Source organism: Rhodococcus sp. NKCM2511, from assembly GCF_014905595.1.
GTDB classification, from domain to species: Bacteria; Actinomycetota; Actinomycetes; order Mycobacteriales; family Mycobacteriaceae; genus Rhodococcoides; species Rhodococcoides fascians.
On the sequence record NZ_BNHJ02000001.1, the window covers coordinates 1,493,922 to 1,513,300 of the forward strand.

The 19,379-nt window shown below is 64.9% G+C and carries 16 protein-coding genes and 1 tRNA gene; 11 read left to right on the forward strand and 6 right to left on the reverse strand.

All coding sequences use genetic code 11. From position 1 onward, the window contains the following. Positions 1 to 39: 39 nt before the first annotated feature. Positions 40 to 750, reverse strand: coding sequence for a lytic transglycosylase domain-containing protein (locus JLZ96_RS06695; RefSeq protein WP_045842124.1), 711 nt, complete (start codon positions 748 to 750; stop codon positions 40 to 42). A 189-nt stretch (positions 751 to 939) separates the two neighbouring features. Here JLZ96_RS06695 and efeU point away from each other — a divergent pair, with 189 nt between their 5' ends. The 4 genes from efeU (at position 940) to JLZ96_RS06715 (ending at position 5,050) form a co-directional block, all read left to right on the forward strand. Then, the gene (gene efeU / locus JLZ96_RS06700) at positions 940 to 1,821 is read left to right on the forward strand and encodes an iron uptake transporter permease EfeU (protein ID WP_032373011.1); all 882 of its coding nucleotides are present in this window, start codon (positions 940 to 942) and stop codon (positions 1,819 to 1,821) included. A 14-nt stretch (positions 1,822 to 1,835) separates the two neighbouring features. Continuing rightward, positions 1,836 to 2,975: an iron uptake system protein EfeO gene (gene efeO / locus JLZ96_RS06705; RefSeq protein ID WP_201009705.1), complete on the forward strand. Its 1,140-nt coding sequence runs from the start codon at positions 1,836 to 1,838 to the stop codon at positions 2,973 to 2,975. Further along, positions 2,956 to 4,206, forward strand: coding sequence for an iron uptake transporter deferrochelatase/peroxidase subunit (efeB, locus tag JLZ96_RS06710; RefSeq protein WP_201009706.1), 1,251 nt, complete (start codon positions 2,956 to 2,958; stop codon positions 4,204 to 4,206). The genes efeO and efeB overlap by 20 nt, the downstream gene beginning before the upstream one ends. A gap of 202 nt (positions 4,207 to 4,408) precedes the next feature. Beyond that, positions 4,409 to 5,050 carry a dihydrofolate reductase family protein gene (locus JLZ96_RS06715; RefSeq protein ID WP_032373013.1) on the forward strand — a complete coding sequence of 214 codons (642 nt, stop codon included), beginning with the start codon at positions 4,409 to 4,411 and terminating at the stop codon, positions 5,048 to 5,050. A gap of 114 nt (positions 5,051 to 5,164) precedes the next feature. On the opposite strand, the gene JLZ96_RS06720 is transcribed toward JLZ96_RS06715, so the two are convergent. Continuing rightward, positions 5,165 to 5,533 carry a metalloregulator ArsR/SmtB family transcription factor gene (locus tag JLZ96_RS06720; RefSeq protein WP_027496107.1) on the reverse strand — a complete coding sequence of 123 codons (369 nt, stop codon included), beginning with the start codon at positions 5,531 to 5,533 and terminating at the stop codon, positions 5,165 to 5,167. An 89-nt stretch (positions 5,534 to 5,622) separates the two neighbouring features. Here JLZ96_RS06720 and JLZ96_RS06725 point away from each other — a divergent pair, with 89 nt between their 5' ends. Beyond that, positions 5,623 to 7,602, forward strand: coding sequence for a heavy metal translocating P-type ATPase (locus JLZ96_RS06725; RefSeq protein WP_201009707.1), 1,980 nt, complete (start codon positions 5,623 to 5,625; stop codon positions 7,600 to 7,602). Here JLZ96_RS06725 and JLZ96_RS06730 read toward each other — a convergent pair. The 4 genes from JLZ96_RS06730 to JLZ96_RS06745 form a co-directional block, all read right to left on the reverse strand. Next, complete coding sequence (locus tag JLZ96_RS06730) at positions 7,591 to 8,505, reverse strand: MazG family protein (protein WP_201009708.1); 915 nt, start codon at positions 8,503 to 8,505, stop codon at positions 7,591 to 7,593. The genes JLZ96_RS06725 and JLZ96_RS06730 overlap by 12 nt on opposite strands. Before the next feature lie 2 nt (positions 8,506 to 8,507). Then, positions 8,508 to 12,173: a transcription-repair coupling factor gene (gene mfd, locus JLZ96_RS06735; protein WP_032364105.1), complete on the reverse strand. Its 3,666-nt coding sequence runs from the start codon at positions 12,171 to 12,173 to the stop codon at positions 8,508 to 8,510. A gap of 186 nt (positions 12,174 to 12,359) precedes the next feature. Continuing rightward, the gene (locus JLZ96_RS06740; RefSeq protein WP_027496103.1) at positions 12,360 to 13,004 is read right to left on the reverse strand and encodes a ScbR family autoregulator-binding transcription factor; all 645 of its coding nucleotides are present in this window, start codon (positions 13,002 to 13,004) and stop codon (positions 12,360 to 12,362) included. A gap of 188 nt (positions 13,005 to 13,192) precedes the next feature. Then, positions 13,193 to 13,831, reverse strand: a complete 639-nt coding sequence (locus tag JLZ96_RS06745) for a TetR/AcrR family transcriptional regulator (RefSeq protein ID WP_032364106.1) — start codon at positions 13,829 to 13,831, stop codon at positions 13,193 to 13,195. Positions 13,832 to 14,084: 253 nt separating this feature from the next. Here JLZ96_RS06745 and JLZ96_RS06750 point away from each other — a divergent pair. The 6 genes from JLZ96_RS06750 to JLZ96_RS06775 all read left to right on the forward strand — a co-directional run bounded on the left by JLZ96_RS06750 (position 14,085) and on the right by JLZ96_RS06775 (position 19,325). Continuing rightward, positions 14,085 to 14,155, forward strand: a tRNA-Gln gene (locus tag JLZ96_RS06750). Between the two features lie 53 nt (positions 14,156 to 14,208). Then, on the forward strand, positions 14,209 to 15,681 hold the full coding sequence (gene glmU / locus JLZ96_RS06755; protein ID WP_027496101.1) for a bifunctional UDP-N-acetylglucosamine diphosphorylase/glucosamine-1-phosphate N-acetyltransferase GlmU: 1,473 nt from the start codon (positions 14,209 to 14,211) through the stop codon (positions 15,679 to 15,681). Next, a complete protein-coding gene (locus JLZ96_RS06760) occupies positions 15,678 to 16,661 on the forward strand; it encodes a ribose-phosphate diphosphokinase (protein ID WP_027496100.1) in 984 nt (327 codons plus the stop codon). Before glmU ends, JLZ96_RS06760 begins: the two co-directional genes overlap by 4 nt. 148 nt (positions 16,662 to 16,809) lie before the next feature. Further along, positions 16,810 to 17,451, forward strand: a complete 642-nt coding sequence (locus JLZ96_RS06765) for a hypothetical protein (protein WP_027496099.1) — start codon at positions 16,810 to 16,812, stop codon at positions 17,449 to 17,451. Positions 17,452 to 17,469: 18 nt separating this feature from the next. Further along, positions 17,470 to 18,669, forward strand: coding sequence for a sensor histidine kinase (locus JLZ96_RS06770; protein WP_032364107.1), 1,200 nt, complete (start codon positions 17,470 to 17,472; stop codon positions 18,667 to 18,669). Further along, complete coding sequence (locus JLZ96_RS06775; protein ID WP_032364108.1) at positions 18,666 to 19,325, forward strand: response regulator transcription factor; 660 nt, start codon at positions 18,666 to 18,668, stop codon at positions 19,323 to 19,325. Before JLZ96_RS06770 ends, JLZ96_RS06775 begins: the two co-directional genes overlap by 4 nt. Positions 19,326 to 19,379 lie beyond the last annotated feature (54 nt).

Here is a 19,379-nt window from a genome sequence, read left to right on the forward strand (position 1 = left end):
GGCTCCACTCCCGCGGCAGTGCCCGCGATGCACGGACTTCTACGGCCTGGTGCCCACCGAGTACGCGGCCGCTCGATCTCGCACGTCACGCAGATACTGGCCCGAGAGGTTGTACGCCATCAACGCGCTCTCCCACCCCTGCGCCGTCCGCAGATCACCGCCGCGCGCGCAGAGATAACGCGCCGCCGTCAGAGCGGCGTCGTCGATGTTGTCCGGATCTGCGATGCCGTCGCCGTTGGCGTCGACACCCCATTTCTTCCACGTCTCGGGGATGAACTGCATGGGTCCCATCGCACGATCGAACTCGGCATCGCCGTCCATCGATCCGCCGTCGGTGTCCGGGATCTCGGCGACGCCCGGTCCGCCGTCGAGTGGGATTCCGCGAATCGGCGGTGCGACGAGTCCGTCGGGTTGCACGGAAGACCCCTGGTAGGTGCCGTGCCGACTCTCGATGTACCCGATCCCGGCCAGTGTCGTCCAGGCGATGCCGCAGTCCGCGTCGGTCTCGGCCATGATCGCGGCAGCGTGCCCGTACGACGCGAGTGCGGTCACCGAGATACCGAGCGCATCGGTCTGCGGCTCTGCCCAGGCAATGAGCAGATCGGCCGTTCGGCCGGGCGCATTGAAGTCGATGATCGGCACCTCCGTGCCCGGGCCGGGCGGAATGCCCTCGGGAATCTCACGCTTCGGCTCGCTGCTGCCACATGCGGTGAGCGCAAGGAGTACCGATGCGGTGGCGAGCACGCAGATTCGTGAGATCACCTCACCATCCTGCACACGGAAGGTAATAGAAAGCTAAAGACCGATAAAACCCCAGTACAACGTGCATAGGGACCAGGTTGCAGGGTGTATGTTTCTGTCAACCTTCACGCATGAGGGTCGCCTACCCTTCGCGAGGCAAGGCGTACCAATGTTCGACGCACAACAGGAGCACCTTCCGTGTCCGTACTGGCTGCCGCAGGATCTGCGCCGTCGATCGCTACCCAGATGTTCGGCAGCGGTCTGATCGGTCTTCGCGAGGGCCTCGAGACCGGCATCGTGGTGATGATTCTCGTGGCGTTCCTCGTCAAGGCGAACCGCCGCGACGCCCTCAAGTGGGTGTGGCTGGGAGTCGGCCTGGCCGTCGCGATGGTGGCGGCGATCTTCTTCGTGATCCACTACGGCACGTCCACCGTCACCGGACTGACGGCCGAGATCATCGCGGGAGCAGCCTCGCTGGTCGCCGTCGTCATCGTCACGGCCATGGTCCTGTGGATGCGCACCGCCGCCAAGAACATCTCCGGCGAGCTGCGGGCGAACATGGAGAAAGCTCTCACCGTCGGGCCTGCGGCAGTGCTGACGCTCTCGTTCTTCGCCGTCGGCCGTGAGGGCGTCGAGACGGCACTGCTCATGGTCGGGTACGCCGAGAACACCAACGGCAGCCTGTGGCCGCTGCTCGGACTTCTACTCGGCATCGTCGTCGCCGCAGTACTGACGGTGTTCCTGTACTTCGGCGCGGTGCGCATCAACTTTGCCGTGTTCTTCAAGTACACCGGCATCTTCCTTATCGTGGTCGCCGCCGGAATCCTGGCCTACGGCATCCGCGCCCTGCAGATCGGCGGAGTCCTACCCGGTGGCAGCGCTGTCGCCTTCGACATCACCGCACACTTCGATGCCTCGAGCTGGTACGGCACCGTGCTCGCCGGCATCTTCAACTTCCGCCCCGAACCCACTGTCTTCCAAGCGATCGCGTGGGTGCTGTACATCGTCGTCGTGTTGTTCCTCTTCCTCCGCCCGGTCCGCGTTCCCGCGGCTCCCGAGCCTGTACTTCAGAACTCCTGAAAGGCACCACCACCATGCGTCGTACCACCTACGCTCTGGCCGCGGTCGCGGTTCTACCGATGGCCCTGGCCGGATGCACCGAGAAGTCCTCGACCGAGGCCGCATCGGGCGATATCGCCGTCACGGCCACCGACTCGTCCTGCGACGTCGGTGCAACCGAGGGCACCACCGGAAACTCCACGTTCCAGATCACCAACAACGGCAGCAAGGTCACCGAGTTCTACGTCTACGGCGAGGGCGACCGCGTCATGGGCGAGGTCGAGAACATCGGACCGGGTCTCACGCGTCAGCTCATCGTCGCTCTGCCCGACCCCGGCACGTACCAAACCGCCTGCAAGGCAGGCATGGTGGGCGACGGCGTCCGCGCCGATTTCGTCGTGACCGGCGATTCGGTTCGCCAGACGGACGAGGACGGCTTGCTCACCGAGGCGGCTGCGGGCTACAAGCGCTACGTCGTCAGTCAGATCGACGCGTTGCAAGAGACCACGACGTCGTTCGTCACCGCGGTCAAGAGCGGCGACGTGGCCGCCGCCAAGGCCCAGTTCCCCATCGCGCGTAGCTATTACGAGCGCATCGAGCCGGTCGCCGAGAGCTTCCCGGACGATCTCGATCCGCGCATCGACCTGCGCGAGCCCGACGTCGAGCCCGGCGCGGAGTGGACCGGCTTCCACCGCATCGAGAAGGACCTGTGGACGCAGGGACTGCAGCCCGACACCAACGCGATGGCCGATCAGCTCGACGCCGACATCACCGAACTCGCAGACAAGATCAAGGCCGACGACTTCACCATCGACCCCGTCCAGGTCGCCGGTGGCGCACAGGGATTGCTCGACGAGGTCGCCAAGACCAAGATCAGCGGAGAAGAGGACTTCTTCTCGCACACCGACCTGTGGGACTTCCAGGCCAACGTCGACGGCTCGCAGGCAGCCATCGCGGCCGTGCGTCCGATCCTCGACGAGCGCAACGCCGAACTGGGCACCGCGATCGACGCCCGCTTCGCAGAACTCGACGCCGAACTCGCCAAGTACCGCAGCGGCGACGGCTTCGTCTTCTACGACACCGTGACCGAACCGCAGCGACAGGAACTGTCGAACAAGATCGACGCACTGTCCGCCGAAGTGAGCCAGGTGCAGGGTGTCGTTGCCGGACAGTAAGACTGGACAGTTCTCCCGGCGGCGCCTGTTCGGTGCCGTGGGGACCGGGGCTGCACTCGTCGGAGTCGGGGCCATCGCGGGACACGCGACGGCCTCGGGAGCCGAGGTGCCGACGTCGGACGTCGTCGAGTTCCGCGGCGACCATCAGGCCGGCATCGTCACCCCGGCACAGGACCGCATGCACTTCGTCGCGTTCGACGTCACCACCGACTCTCGCGACGAGTTCGTTGCGCTGCTGAAGAAGTGGACCCTGATGGCCGAGCGGTTGGTGCATGGCGAGGAGACGTTCGACGGTGGAGCTGTCGACGGCGGCCAGTACAACCCGCCCACGGACACCGGCGAGGCTCTCGGCCTGACGGCATCGTCGCTGACGCTGACGATCGGGTTCGGTCCGGCGCTGTTCGACCGGTTCGATCTGGCGTCGAAAAAGCCTGCGTCGCTTGCCGATCTGCAGCATTTTCCGGCCGACAACCTCGATCCCCGCCGCTCCGGCGGAGACCTGTGCATCCAGGCCTGCGCCGACGACCCGCAGGTTGCCGTGCACGCCATTCGCAACCTCGCCCGCGTCGGCTTCGGCACGGTGTCGGTCAAGTGGTCTCAGCTGGGCTTCGGACGCACCTCGTCCACCTCGACCACCCAGGACACCCCGCGAAACCTGTTCGGCTTCAAGGACGGGACCGCCAACCTCAAGGCCGAGGACCCGTCTTTGCTGGACGACAACGTCTGGGTTGCCCCTGACGACGATCAGGAATGGATGGCAGGTGGCTCCTACCTCGTGGCCCGCCGTATCCGCATGCTCATCGAATCGTGGGACCGCACCACGCTCAAGGAACAAGAGCGAGTGATCGGACGCAGCAAGGGAACCGGCGCACCGCTCGGCCAGAAGGACGAATTCGACGCACTCGATTTCGAGTCACAGGGACCCGAAGGCACCTTCATCGACAAAACCGCGCACGTGCGTCTGGCGTCGAAGGAAAACCTCGGCGGCATCCAGATCCTCCGTCGGGGATACAACTTCACCGACGGATCGGACGGCTTCGGCCACCTCGACGCCGGACTGTTCTTCATCGCCTACTGCCGCGATCCCCTGACCCAATTCGTCCCGATGCAGTTGGCCCTGTCTCGCAAGGACGCACTGAACGAATACATCCAACACGTGGGGTCTGCGGTATTCGCATGCCCACCCGGCGTCGGAGAATCCGAATACTGGGGTTCCACGCTGTTCGAGTGATTCAATCGCCGGCCCCACCCCGTCCGCGTCAATGGACCCTTACATACGTCTGACCGCTGCAAGAGTTCATTCACGCGGAAGCCCGGTCCGCGTGAATGGCGCACTGCAAGGGTCCATTGACGCGGGCGGGCGGGCGGTGAGTTCGTGCACGCGGTTCGGTCTACACCGTCGTATGTTTTCGTCATCGACATCGGGAGCACAAATGGGTCAGCTGGTTCGGGTACAGAATTTCACCGTCTCGAGCGACGGGATTGCTGCTGGCGAGGACCAGAGCCTCGAGAGCCCGTTCGGTCTCGACCATCTGGCACTGATGAGGTGGTACTTCGCCACCGCCAGTTTTCCTGGAAACGCCGGATCGAGCGGTAGCCGCGGACTCGACGACTACTTCGCCCGCGACTTCGCCCGCAACATCGGTGCCGAGATCATGGGCCGACACAAGTTCGGGCCACAACGCGGACCGTGGGCCGATCACGAGTGGCAGGGCTGGTGGGGCGACGAGCCGCCGTTCCACACGCCCGTCTTCGTGCTCACCCACCACGAACGGCCGTCGATCACACTCTCCGACACCACGTTTCACTTCGTCGACGGCGAGCCCGGCGACGTACTGAAACAGGCGAAGGAGGCGGCCGACGGGAAGGACGTACGACTTGGCGGTGGCGTCACGAGTATCCGCGAATTCCTCGACGCAGATCTGGTCGACACCATGCACATCGCCGTCACACCCATCGAATTCGGCTCGGGCCTGAAGCTGTGGGATTCACCCGACGAATTGAACGACAGATTTGAGCACGAAGTTGTCCCGAGTAGCAGCGGTATGACTCATCATCTGTTCTGGCGTAGGTAGCCGGGCCGGATCAATGCGCCTTTGTTGCACTCTGACCGACTGAAACCCACATTGATCCCGACCCGAGGGACGAGGAATACCGCCAGCGCGAGAATTGGGGCGAGTGACAACAACTCAGGCGGAGTCGGCGTCGGAGGGGAAATCCGATGCCGACATTCCGAGGTGCTCGATGTGATAGACGGCCTCGTCGAGCAGCATCGCGACGTGGTTGTCGTACAGGCGATAGATGACGCTTCGGCCCGAGCGTGTACCGGTGACCAGCCCCATGGCGCGTAGCAAACGGAGCTGATGAGATACCGCCGACTGTTCCATTTCCACTGCGTCGGCCAAATCGTTGACCCCACTCGGCCCCTGCCGTAGCTGCGTCAGAATGCGCAGTCGGCTCGGCGTGGCCAGAGCCTGGAGGGTCGCGGCCACCGTGGCGGCAGATTCGGCATCGAGCTGCGCAGGTGGCGTGCTGCGTCCCTCGACTCCATGTCCCATGCGACAACTATAGTTTATGTACACATGTAAAGGTCTTCATGTAATCCTGTACGGTGATGTTCGCACTGTCCGACGGAACGAAGGCCCGCATGACTTCCACCAGCACCGCCCCGGCACCGGCCGACGTGCGACATCCAGCCGGCGCAAGCCGCACCCGTCTCGTCGACATCGCCGAAGTCAGATGGGCGCTGGCCGCGACAGCACTGTTCGCCCTCGGACTTCTCGCGCAATTGATCGACGCGCCGGCATGGACGTACTGGGCGCTGTACCTCGCCTGCTACGCCACCGGCGGGTGGGAGCCTGCGCTCGAAGGACTCCGGGCGCTGCGGGACCGAACTCTCGACGTCGACCTGCTGATGATCGTCGCCGCACTCGGTGCCGCCGCGATCGGGCAGATCTTCGACGGCGCACTGCTGATCGTCATCTTCGCCACGTCCGGTGCCCTCGAAGCGGTGCTCACCAGACGCACCGCCGACTCGATTCGGAGTTTGCTGGATCTGGCACCCGAGACCGCGACCGTGCTCGACACCTCCGGCCACGAACGAACGGTCGACGCATCCGACCTTCGTCCAGGCGACATCGTGACAGTGCGCCCCGGCGAACGCATTTCGGGTGAAGGCACCATCGTCGACGGCGCATCCGACATCGATCAAGCCTCGATCACGGGGGAATCGGTACCCGTCTCGAAATCCGTGGGCGACGAGGTGTTCGCCGGAACCATCAACGGCACCGGCGCACTACGGATCAGGATCGACGTCGACCCGTCCGACACGATCATCGCGCGCATCGTCACCATGGTCGAGCATGCGTCCGAGACCAAGGCCGAGAAGCAACTGTTCATCGAAAAAGTCGAGCAGTACTACTCGAAGACCGTCGTGCTCTGTACCGCAGCGATATTCGCGGTGCCGATGCTGCTCGGGAACGACCTCGAATCGTCGTTGCTGAGGGCGATGACGTTCATGATCGTCGCGTCGCCGTGCGCGGTGGTCCTGGCGACAATGCCGCCCCTACTCGCAGCGATGGCCACCGCGGGCAGAAACGGCGTGCTGGTCAAGTCTGCCGTGGCGATGGAACAGCTGCGCTCCATCGACACGGTCGCCTTCGACAAGACGGGGACCCTGACCGAGGGAACACCGCGAGTCGAACGCATCGACACGCTGGGTGAGTTCACCGAGCTCGAGGTGCTGCGCCTGGCAGCGGCGGCCGAGAACGGAAGCGAGCACCCGATCGGACTCGCTGTCGTCGATTACGCCACGAGCCGGGGCGTCGCGATCACCACGGCAACGCACTTCGATTCGACACCCGGCATGGGAGTCACGGCAACGGTCGACGGCCGCATCGTCACGGTCACCAAACCCGAAGCCCCACAGCACGATCTGCACTCATCGGCGGCGCGCACGGCCGCCCACCGAGAAGCCGCGGGCATGACGGCGGTGATCGTGCACCTCGACGGAGAAGCGATCGCGGTGATCGGACTCGTCGACATCGTTCGCGCCGAAGCCGACACCACGGTCGCAGGTCTCGAAGAACTGGTCGGCACCCCAGCGGTGCTTCTCACCGGCGACAACGACCGCGTTGCTCGAGCAGTGGCAGCGCGCGCCGGAATTGTCGACGTGCGCGCGGGGTTGCTGCCCCAGGACAAGGCCGAGGCCGTCACACAACTGCAGAACGAACGTACCGACGGCGAGACCCCGCGGCGAGTGCTGTTGGTCGGCGACGGCGTCAACGACGCGCCGGCGATGGCCACGGCCGACATCGGTGTCGCCATGGGACGTCGAGGATCCGATCTCGCGCTCGACACCGCCGATGCCGTCCTGATCCGCGACGACCTCGGTGCCCTGGCGTCCGTCATCGCGCTTTCGCGGCGAGCTCACCGCATCGTGGTCGCGAACCTGGTGATTGCGGCGACGTTCATCGTCGTGCTGGTCGCCTGGGATCTGATCGGCACCCTACCGCTACCGATCGGCGTGGCCGGTCACGAAAGCTCCACGGTCATCGTCGCTTTGAACGGGATGCGATTGCTGTCTTCGCGTGCCTGGAAGCAGAAAGCGTCCCGGTCAGCCCCGTAGACCCCAGTGTTCGATCCAATCCAACGCACTCATCTCTCCCGGCGTGACGCCCGCATTGCGGGCCGATGCCTCGGCATTACGGATCAACGCCGCGAAATCGAGTACTCGACGCCGTAATGCGTCCTCGGCACTGTCCCCGCCGTTCGAGTGGTCGACGCCGATGTGGACGACCCGCAGACCGTCCGGAACGAGCTCGTCGGGCAATCCTGCTTTGCTGGCGCGTCCGATCACCTTCTGCGCCAATGCAAGTGACGGCTGAGACATCGCGATGCCGTCCAGACAGGAGCCCCTGGCTTTTTCCGACGCCTTCTTCTCCTCCCACATCCGCTCCTGCTCGACGATGTCGATCGGTCCGGTGTCGGTTCGGCTCAGATGCGGGCTGCGGTGTGTCAGCTTCCGCACCAGACCTGCGGCAACGTCATCGACGTCGAAGGGGTCCTCCGCGGCATCCTGAGCGATCCGGGAGTGAAAGAGCACCTGTAACAACAGGTCTCCCAGCTCCTCACGGAGGTCGACCAAGTTGCCGGCGGCGATGGCGTCGAGCAGCTCGTAGGTCTCTTCCAGAAGATAGCCGCGCAGCGACTCGTGCGTCTGCTGAGCTTCCCAGCCGCCGACGCTACGCAAACGGTCCATCAGCTGGACCGCCGCGATGACGTCGTCGCCCGGAAGCTTCTCGGCCGCGACGACGCGTTCGCCGCGGGCGATCCGGTTCTGTACATCGGGATTGGTCCGGTCGGTGCTCACCAACACGGCATCGACGTCGTCGGGCGCGGAGGTGCCGGAGAACAACCAGCGCACCTTCACCGGAACCTCTTCGGTGAACTGCACTGCGCCACCCAGAAATTCGACGGCGTCCACCGGTACCTGAGTAGGACGAACAGGGTCGAGCAGAACGATCGTCACCGCTACACCCCCACAGTTTGCTCCAACAGGACGGACCGAGATGGCTTCCCGTCCAAGGATAGGATGAGATCGGCGATGAATTGCACCAATTCGACATCGCGAACGCGCGCCGCTCCGACACCGCCGCCTTCGACGCGGGGCAACGGCAGCTGCACCACTCCGGTGGTCGCACGATACGTCGCACTCGGGTACAGGCGCTTGAGCCTGATCTGCTTGGAATCGGGCAGGTCCATCGGAGCCAATTTCACCTGTGTCCCGGCCACATTGACGTCGGTCAGGCCGTATTCCTTGGCGATCAGGCGCAGCTTCGCGATGGAGACCAGGCGGCCGACCTCCTCGGGTAGCGGGCCGTAGCGATCGACGAGTTCGTCGATGACGGCGTCGATGCCTTCGGAGTCGGCCGCGGCGGCGAGCTTCCTGTACCCCTCGAGCCGGAGCCGATCGCTGGTGACGTAATCCGGCGGGATGTTCGCGTCGACTGGGAGGTCGATACGCACTTCCTTGGGTGCCTCGTCCGTCGTGATCGGCTTACCGTCGGCGGCAGCGCGGTAGGCCTCGACCGCTTCACCGACGAGCCGCACGTACAGATCGAATCCGACGCCGGCGACGTGGCCGGACTGCTCGGCTCCCAGAACGTTTCCGGCACCACGAATTTCGAGGTCCTTCATCGCCACGGCCATACCGGCTCCGAGGTCGGAGTTCTGCGAGATGGTCGCCAAACGGTCGTAGGCGGTTTCGGTGAGCGGCTTCTCCGGCGGGTACAAGAAGTACGCGTACCCGCGTTCGCGGCTACGACCCACTCGACCGCGCAGCTGATGCAGCTGGGACAGGCCGAGCGAATCGGAGCGTTCGACGATCAGCGTGTTGGCGTTGGAGATGTCGAGACCGGTCTCGATGATGGTGGTGCACACCAGCACGTCGGTCTCGCGTTGCCAGAAACCCTGCACGGTGCGTTCGAGTGTTTCCTCGTTCATCTGACCGTGTGCGGTCGCCACTCGCGCCTCAGGGACGAGATCCCGAATCTTCTTGGCGGCCTTGTCGATCGAGCTCACTCGGTTGTGCACGAAGAACACCTGGCCGTCGCGCAGCAATTCGCGCCGAATGGCGGCGGCAACCTGCTTGTCGTTGTAGGCACCGACGTAGGTCAGCACCGGATGCCGCTCCTCGGGCGGGGTGAGGATGGTCGACATCTCGCGAATGCCCGCCAGGCTCATCTCCAGAGTTCGCGGAATCGGGGTGGCCGACATCGTCAGGACGTCGACGTGAGTACGGAGCGACTTGATGTGCTCCTTGTGCTCGACGCCGAAACGCTGCTCCTCGTCGACGATGACGAGGCCGAGGTCCTTCCAGGCGACACCGGTCTGCAGCAACCTGTGCGTGCCGACGACGATGTCGACGGTGCCGTCGGCCAATCCGGCCATCACTTCTTTGGAATCCGCACCGTGGGTGAAGCGCGAGAGCCCTTTGACCGTCACCGGGAACGACGCCATCCGCGCGGTGAACGTCTGCAGATGCTGTTGAGCGAGAAGCGTTGTCGGGACCAGGACGGCTACCTGCTTGCCGTCCTGAACTGCCTTGAACGCGGCGCGCACGGCGATCTCGGTCTTGCCGTAACCCACATCGCCGAGGATGACGCGGTCCATCGGGACGGCCTTCTCCATGTCGGCCTTGACCTCGGTGATGGCCGTCATCTGATCGACCGTCTCGGTGAACCCGAACGCATCTTCCATCTCGCGCTGCCACGGAGTGTCGGCCCCGAAGGCGTGTCCCGGAGCCGCCTGGCGAGCGGCATACAGCTGCACGAGTTCGCCGGCGATCTCGCGAACCGCCTTGCGCGCCTTGCGTTTGGTGTTCGCCCAGTCGGACCCGCCGAGCTTGCTCAGTGTCGGCAGTTCGCCGCCGACGTAGCGCGAGAGTTGATCGAGCGAATCCATCGGCACGAACAGGCGGTCGCCGGGGTGACCGCGCTTGCTCGGCGCGTATTCGACGACGAGGTATTCGCGCCGGGCACCGCCGATGGTGCGCTCGACCATCTCGACGAACCGGCCGATGCCGTGCTGATCGTGGACGACACTGTCACCGGCGACGAGAGCCAGCGGATCGACCTGATTGCGACGCTTCGCCGGTAGCTTGCGCCCCTCCCCCGCCGCCGCGACACGGTTGCCGGTGAGATCGCTCTCGGTGACGACCACGAGCTTCGCGTCGGGAAACACCAGGCCGTCGTGCAACGATCCGCACAGGACGTTGACGACGTCCGGAACCGGGACGGCACCGGAATCGAGGTGTGCAGCAGGCACTTCGGCCTCGGCGAGGCGCTCGATGATGCGCTTGGCGGTACCGGCTCCGGCCACGGAGATGACGGCCCGTCCCCCGGTGGCGATGTGAGCTCGCAGGGTGGCATACAGCGCCGTCAACGCTTCCTCGGAACCTCGCACCTCGGGCACCGGATCGACGGCGAGCTCCACTTCTTCGCCGTTACCCGACGCCAAGGGGCTGATGGTCCACCACGGCCGGCCGTGGACCTGGGCCGATTCGCGTACCTGCCGCAGCGAGCGGTACGCGGAGGCACCGAGATCGAGCGAGGCCCCCTCGAGGCTGGACGTATCGAGGGTGGACGTATCCAGCGGCGCGGCTCCACCGATGGATGCCGCAGTCCAGGACGCTTCGAGGAATTCCTGTCCGGTGCGGACCAAATCGGTTGCGCGAGTCCGGATTCGCTCGGGATCGCAGAGCAGGACGTGGGTCCCGGCGGGCAATGTGTCGGCGAGCAGTTGCAACTCGCCGGGTTGCAGCAGCGGCAGCAGCGCCTCCATGCCCTCCACCGGGACTCCGGCCGACAGCTTGTCCAGCATCTCGACCAACGCGGTGTCACCGGCATTGTCGGCGGCGAGCACGGCCGCGCGATCGCGAACCTCCTGCGTGAGAAGCAATTCTCGACACGGCGGCGCGATGACGAGATCGACCTCGTGATCGGGGAGCGATCGCTGATCGGAGACCGCGAATGCGCGGAGCTCGGTGATCTCGTCGCCCCAGAATTCGACGCGGACCGGATGATCGGCCGTCGGCGAGAACAGGTCGAGAATGCCGCCGCGGACGGCGAATTCGCCGCGCTTGCCCACCATGTCGACGCGCAGGTAGCCGAATTCGACGAGGCGATGGATCAGCCCGTCGAAGTCCAGATCGAGACCGACTTTGAGCGTGACGGGTTCGATCTCGCCGAGACCCGGGGCCATCGGCTGCACCAGCGAGCGAACGGTAGTGACGATGACACGCAGCGGATCGCCGTAGTCGCTGTCACCGGGGCGGGCGAGACGACGGAGCACATCGAGCCGCTTGCCCACGGTATCGGCGCTCGGGGAGAGCCGTTCGTGCGGCAGCGTCTCCCACGACGGGAACATGGCGACGCCGTCACCGAGAATCTGGGTGAGTTCACTCGTCAGGTCGTCGGCTTCGCGTCCCGTCGCGGTGACGATCAAAAGTTGGGTGCGCTGCGCGATTGCGGCGGCCACGAACGGGCGCACCGAGTGCGGCCCGATCAACGTGTGCTCGGCCGTTCCGATCGCGTCGGCGACCGCGACCATCGACGCATCCGTCAACGCGACACTGGCGAGCCCCGAAAGGTGAAGCGCCGCGTCGGGAACGATCGGGGCCGGCCCGGACGTGGTCATGGCAGGCAGGGAATCGGAAGACAACAGCAATGCTCCTGAACGAGTCGAGGCGATGGCTGCGCACGCACAGTCCCGTCAAGTCTATGGGAGCGCACCGACACCGTGACACGCGGGAGATGCCGTCGAACCAGGACCGAGCCCGAGAATCAGAGCCTCGAAATCAGAGCCTGGGACTGGGGGCCCGAACTACGGACCGAAGCGAATGACGCGACGGGCCGCGAATTCGCGGAAGTAGTCCAACTTGTTGGTCGGCACCAGCGCGGGGAGCAGGTAGTACCAGAGTCGCTCCATGCGCGAGGGCAGTTCCTCGGTGGTGGAGGTGGCGACGGCGACCATGTGAACGCCGGTGAGGATTTCCAGCACGAGCGAACCGATGGTGCTCGGATCCGAACTGGGGTCGATGTCACCCTGTGCGATGGCCTTGGCGGCGAGCTTGTCGAACGCGACGCTCCAGCCGGCCATGACGTTGCCCTCGGTGCCGCGATAATCACCGATCTGATGGCTCAGACGCAGCATCGCCGACACCATCGGGTCGGTGACGGAGAGGTCGACGACGATGTAGGAGATCCCGATCGCAGCTTCCAGGGCCGGGATGCGCCCGTCGTTGAACTGCATGCAAGCCGTGCTCAGACGCGCATTGCCCTCGTCGATAACCGCACGTGCGAGTTCTTCCTTCGAGCCGAAATGGAAGTACAACGCGCCCTTGGTGACCTGGGACTGAGAGATGATTTCACTGAGGCTTGCGTTCGCGTACCCGAGGCGCAGGAAGACATTCGCTGCGCCTGCAAGCACGGTGTCGCGAGTGATCTCAGCGCGAGCCTGCCTGACCATAGGATCCGCCTCTGCGATTGAACTTCCACTGCGCAAATTACGCCCGAACGGTACCACTGAGCAGCATTACGTTTGACGTCAACATGCATCGGTCCGGATGACAATCGCCCCTGATGTGTTGCGGCCCTCCCGCCCGACAAAGGGGACGATACCCCCTTTTTTCCTCGGTGAGAGCCGAAACAGAGTTGTCATTCCTCGGTCAGTCGAGGGTCCGCCTCCAGATTCGTCAGCCCGTTCCAGCACAGGTTCACCACGTGGGCCGCAACCACTTCCTTGGGCGGCGTTCGCACGTCGAGCCACCACTGGGCCGTCATCGACACCATGCCGACCAACGCCTGCGCATACATCGGCGCGAATTCCGGATCCAGACCGCGCCGGGAGAAATCCCCCGCGAGCATGTGTCCGACGCGTCCCACGGCCTCGTTGAGGAGAGACGAGTACTTGCCGTCCTCGGCCGATGCCGGCGAATCGCGGACCAGAATGCGGAATCCGTCGGTGCGCTCCTCGATGTACGTCAGCAGGGCAAGCGCGACTCGTTCGACCCGAATACGCGACCGGTTGAGTTCGAGTGAACTGGTGATCATGCCCAGCAGCGTCGACATCTCGCGATCCACGATGACTGCATAGAGGCCTTCCTTGCCCCCGAAGTGTTCGTAGACCACCGGTTTGGACACGTTCGCGCGTCCGGCGATCTCCTCCACCGACGCAGCCTCGTACCCACGCTCGGCGAACAGCGTGCGCCCCACCTCGATCAACTGCTCGCGTCTCTGTGTCCCCGTCATTCGGACACGAGGTGTGCGTTCCTGCTCGGAGGCTGCGCCTGTCATCGAAAACCGCTTCCGTCACCGACCGTGGGCAATCTGGACGTCGAATCGACGCCTACTACAGACTAACGATGCCCGATCCATCCGATTTATCCGTCGCAGGGGCCGCGCCGGAACGACGCAAGTGGTCTGTTATGCGTCGCGGTTCGACTCACCGCCACCTCTCATGCGAGGATCGGTGCGCTCAGTGGGAGCGCAGCGGCTAACGAAGGCGTCGTTCGATTCGTCGGCCACTGCTGCCACCGCTGGTCGATTATCCGCCGTGGTGTAATGGCAGCACCTCTGATTTTGGTTCAGATAGTTCAGGTTCGAGTCCTGGCGGCGGAGCGAGCAAGACCATTCGTGCATTCCCGTTTTGCGTCATCGCCCCGAGGAGCTCAATGCCTGTGCAGACCGCCGTGGTCGTTCTCGCTGCGGGTGCAGGTACCCGAATGCGGTCCAAGACTCCGAAAGTTCTGCATCCCCTGGCCGGCCGCACCATGCTCGCCCATGCGCTGCACGCCGCCGCCGATCTTGGCCCGGACCACCTGGTCACCGTCGTCGGCCACGATCGCGAACGGGTGAGCGCCGCAGTTCACGATCTGGCCGCCACGTTCGGCCGCACCATCCACACCGCAGTGCAGGACCGACAGCTCGGTACCGGGCACGCCGTCCAGTGCGGCCTCGCGGCGCTACCGGACGACTTCGAGGGCACCGTCCTCGTCACTGCCGCCGACGTCCCGCTGCTCGACGGCCATACCCTCAAAGCTCTGCTCGACGAGCACCTGAGCGCTCCCCGCCCGGCGGCGGCGACGGTACTGACCTTCCTCCCCGAGGATGCCAACGGCTACGGCCGCATCGTGCGTACGAACGACGGCGAGGTGGCCGAGATCGTCGAACATGCCGACGCCACCCCCGCTCAGGTCCTCATCGGTGAGGTCAACTCCGGCGTCTACGCATTCGACGCGGTCGCTCTGCGCACGGCATTGGGCAAGCTCAGCACCGCCAATGCGCAGCACGAGCTGTACCTGACCGACGTCGTCAAGATCAGCAAGGCCGACGGCAAGGCCGTCTACGGCACCCAGCTCGCCGATCCGGACCTGGTGGTGGGCGTCAACGATCGCGTTCAGCTGGCGCACGTCACGTCCGTGCTCAACCGCCACATCATCGAACGGCACATGCGCGCAGGCGTGACCGTCGTCGATCCCGCGACCACCTGGATCGACATCGACGTCACCCTCGGCGCGGACGTACGCATCGAACCCGGCGTTCAACTACACGGCAAGACGCACATCGCCGACGACGCGGTCGTAGGTCCCGACTCGACACTGCGGGACGTCGAGATCGGCGAGCGCGCCTCGGTCGTCCGTACCCACGCCGAGCAGGCCGTCATCGGACCGGATGCGACGGTCGGGCCGTTCACCTACCTGCGCCCCGGGACCGTCCTCGGCACGGGCGGCAAGCTCGGTGCCTACGTGGAGACGAAGAACGCGACGATCGGCAACCACACCAAGGTCCCGCACCTCACCTACGTCGGCGACGCCACGATCGGGGAGCACAGCAACATCGGCTGCTCCAACGTCTTCGCCAACTACGACGGCGTCAACAAGAGCCGCACGGAAATCGGATCCCACGTACGCACAGGATCCGACTCGACGTTCGTCGCCCCTGTGCACGTGGGCGACGGCGCTTACACCGGTGCAGGAACAGTGGTTCGGGACGATGTTCCTCCCGGTGCACTGGCCGTGTCCGGTGGCAAGCAACGCAATATCGAAGGCTGGGTCGTTCACAACAGGCCCGGAACCGAAGCTGCACAGGCAGCGGCGCGCGCAGATCGTGCTCGGCAAGAACTAAAGGACGGCGAAAAGCAGTGACCACCCCTAATTGGATCGACAACCAGAAGAACCTCATGTTGTTCTCTGGCCGAGCACATCCGGAGTTGGCCGAGCAGGTCGCCAAGGAACTCGGAATCGACGTCACCCCGCAGACGGCACGTGACTTCGCCAACGGCGAGATCTTCGTGCGCTTCGAGGAGTCGGTCCGCGGATCGGACGCATTCGTTCTGCAGTCGCACCCGTTCCCGCTGAACACCTGGCTGATGGAACAGCTCATCATGATCGACGCACTCAAGCGTGGATCCGCCAAGCGCATCACCGCGATCCTCCCGTTCTACCCGTACGCACGCCAGGACAAGAAGCACCGCGGCCGCGAGCCGATCTCCGCTCGCCTCGTCGCCGATCTGCTCAAGACCGCCGGTGCGGACCGCATCATCACCGTCGATCTGCACACCGACCAGATCCAGGGCTTCTTCGACGGCCCCGTCGACCACATGCATGCACACAGCCAGCTCGCCGATCACATCCGCGGCAAGTACAGCCTCGAACACATCACCGTCGTATCCCCCGACTCCGGCCGCGTGCGCGTCGCCGAGAAGTGGGCCGACTCGTTCGGCGGCGCACCGCTCGCCTTCATCCACAAGACGCGTGATCCCCTGGTGCCCAACCAGGTCAAGTCCAACCGCGTCGTCGGCGAGGTCGAAGGCCGCACCTGCATCCTCATCGACGACATGATCGACACCGGCGGCACCATCGCAGGCGCAGTCAAGGTACTGAAAGAAGCCGGAGCGGGTGACGTCGTCATCGCCGCCACCCACGGCGTGCTGTCCAACCCGGCTGCCGAGCGCCTCGCCAACTGCGGTGCCAAGGAAGTCGTCGTCACCAACACCCTGCCGATCAGCGACGAGAAGCGCTTCGACACGCTGACCGAACTCTCGATCGCACCGCTGCTCGCCCGCACCATCCGCGAGGTCTTCGAAAACGGTTCGGTCACCAGCCTTTTCAACGGCAGCGCGTAACAGTAGGTCTGTTTCGCTCGATCCGGAACCCGCTCCGCCCGCTCCCCACCTGCACTGCATGAACTACGTCACGCCCGTGGCCGGAATATGCAGCTCGCGAGACGGGGGCGTGCGGGGCGGGTTTTGTTGTCACCTAAGATGACTCGTCGTGATCGACGCACATTCTCTCAACGCCCCGGCCGGAACTACTACCGTCAGAATCGCTCGATGGACGCCGGGCGGGTGCGTCTGGTGCGGCAGCACCGACAGCGTCGAAACCTTCCGCAACGAGCCGCGGTGCGGCCTGTGCCGAGAGAAGGAAGCCGTCATCGACGAGGCGAAGCACTTCATCGGCATGTACGGCCTGCGGCCTCTCGGCGGCACGCTCGCGTCCGACGACGAGGAGGAGCGCGAGTACCGCGTCACCGCCCGCGATGCGCGTGAGGTGCTCAACCGCATTCGTCTCGAGAAGCTCCCCGACCCGGCCGCGGTCCGCAAAGCGTTGCGGCCCAGAGCCGCTGCTGCAGTGAACGCAGCGGCGTCTTCGTCGGCGACGACGTCGGGGTCTGCTCCGGCGAAGGCACCCACCAAGAAGTCGCAGGCCGGTGTCACCGGGATCGACGCGATCGAACTGCAGTCGCGGGTGGAGAAGTTGCTGACTCAACTCACCTCGGTGGACGAACAGATCAGCGCACTGGACGGCGCGCAGGGCCTACCGGCACGCGCACGTATGAAGGATCTCGAGAAGCAGCGGACGACCGTTCTGACGACGCTGGCCGCCCTCGAGAAGGCGCGTCGCCGCACCAACTGATGCACGTAGTCTGATCGAGTGCTGCGCAAGCTATCGATCTCACGGCAGGTACTCGACGCCGCGTACGCGGTCGTGTTCGTCCTGCTGCTGCTGGCGTCCACCGTGAACGGAGTTGCCGGCACCGCAGGTGTGGGCGTTCTGGTCGGGTTCGGCGTTGCACTGGCCATCCGACGCCGATCACCACGATGGTCCTTGGCGCTCGCCTGGGTGCTGGCCGTCGTGCAGATGGTCACCGGAGTGCTGCCGCTGTCTGCGGACACTGCGATCTTCGCAATTCTGTATTGCACGGCCGCGTACGGCGACAACGTGGTTCGACGCCTCGGGCTCGCGTCCGCCGTCGGCGGCGGAGTGATCGCAGCGGTGTATCTGGCCTACGTGGACGGAAATCCGTTCGGCCCACCCACGGAAGAGGGCTTTCAGGAACCCCGACTCCTACAGTTCGCTTTCCTCCTCGCGGGCCTGTGGGCGATACTCGGGTTGTCCTGGGCCTTGGGTCGCTTGGCTTACGCGCGGCGCACATCGATCGAATCCGCGCACGCCCGTGAGCTCGCGGAGGTTCATCAGGCCCGCGCCGAGCACGAGGTGGCAATCGAGCAGGAGCGCAACCGAATTGCCCGCGACATGCACGACATCGTGGCGCATTCGCTGGCCGTGGTGATCGCACAGGCCGACGGCGCGCGGTACGTACGCGCTGTCGATCCCGCCGCGGTGGACACCGCACTGACCACCATCTCCGATACCGCTCGCGCCGCGCTGTCCGATGTACGGGTGCTACTCGGCCAGCTGCGGCACAGCCAAGGCGACCTGCCGAACCCGACATCGGAGGATCTGGATCGACTGCTCGCCTCGATGCGGGCCACCGGTCTGCAGATCGACGCCACCATCGACACCACCGGCTCGTCGTTGGGGGCCGGAGCGCACCTGGCGCTGTACCGCATCGCACAGGAATCGTTGACCAATGCGCTGCGCCACGGCGACCCGGACGAGCCGGTGTCCGTCACCATCGAATCCGATTCTGCCGGCATCGAACTGACGGTCCGCAACAGTGTCCGTCCCGGCCGTTCGGTCACCGAATCCTCCGGCCACGGTGTCGCCGGCATGAAGGAGCGTGCCGGCCTCTCGGGCGGTACGTGCATCGCGTCCGGTGACGACTCGTCGTGGACCGTCACTGCGTGGCTGCCTGCCGCGTCCGAAGCCAGCAAGGGAAAAGTGTCATGAGCGAGCGCATCAGAGTGGCCCTGGTGGACGACCAGCAACTGTTCCGGGCGGGCATTCGTATGCTCATCTCCTCTCAGTCCGACCTCGAGTTCGTCGGGGAAGCCGGGAACGGCGTCGAGGCCGTTGCGCTCGCTGCGTCCGCAACGCCGGACGTGATGCTCATGGACGTACGGATGCCGGTGCTCGACGGTATCGCCGCCACCGAGCAGATCCTGGCCGCATCCGAGCACCCGCCCCGGATTCTGGTCTTGACGACGTTCGATCTCGACGAGAGCGCTGCACGTGCAATCCGTTCCGGTGCAAGCGGATTCGTCCTCAAGGACGCCGACCCGGAGTTCCTCCTCGCGGCGATCCGCACGGTGCACGCGGGCAACTCGGTCATTGCTGCGTCGGCGACGACCGGCCTGCTCGCGCACTTCACCCCGACTCCCGCTGTACCGAAGGCACCGGCCGAATTCGCCACTCTCACGGCGCGGGAGAAGGAGCTGTTCAGGCTCACCGCACGCGGGTTGAGCAACTCCGAGATCGCCGAGCTGGAGTATCTCAGCGAAGCCACCGTGAAGACACACATCAGCCGCATCTTCGCCAAACTCCACCTGCGTGATCGGGTGCAGTTGGTGGTCTACGCCTTCGAGCACGGACTGACTGGAGACTGACACCGAAGTCATCCTGCAGATGTACGACGCGAAGACTCGCGCCTGATTACTTCG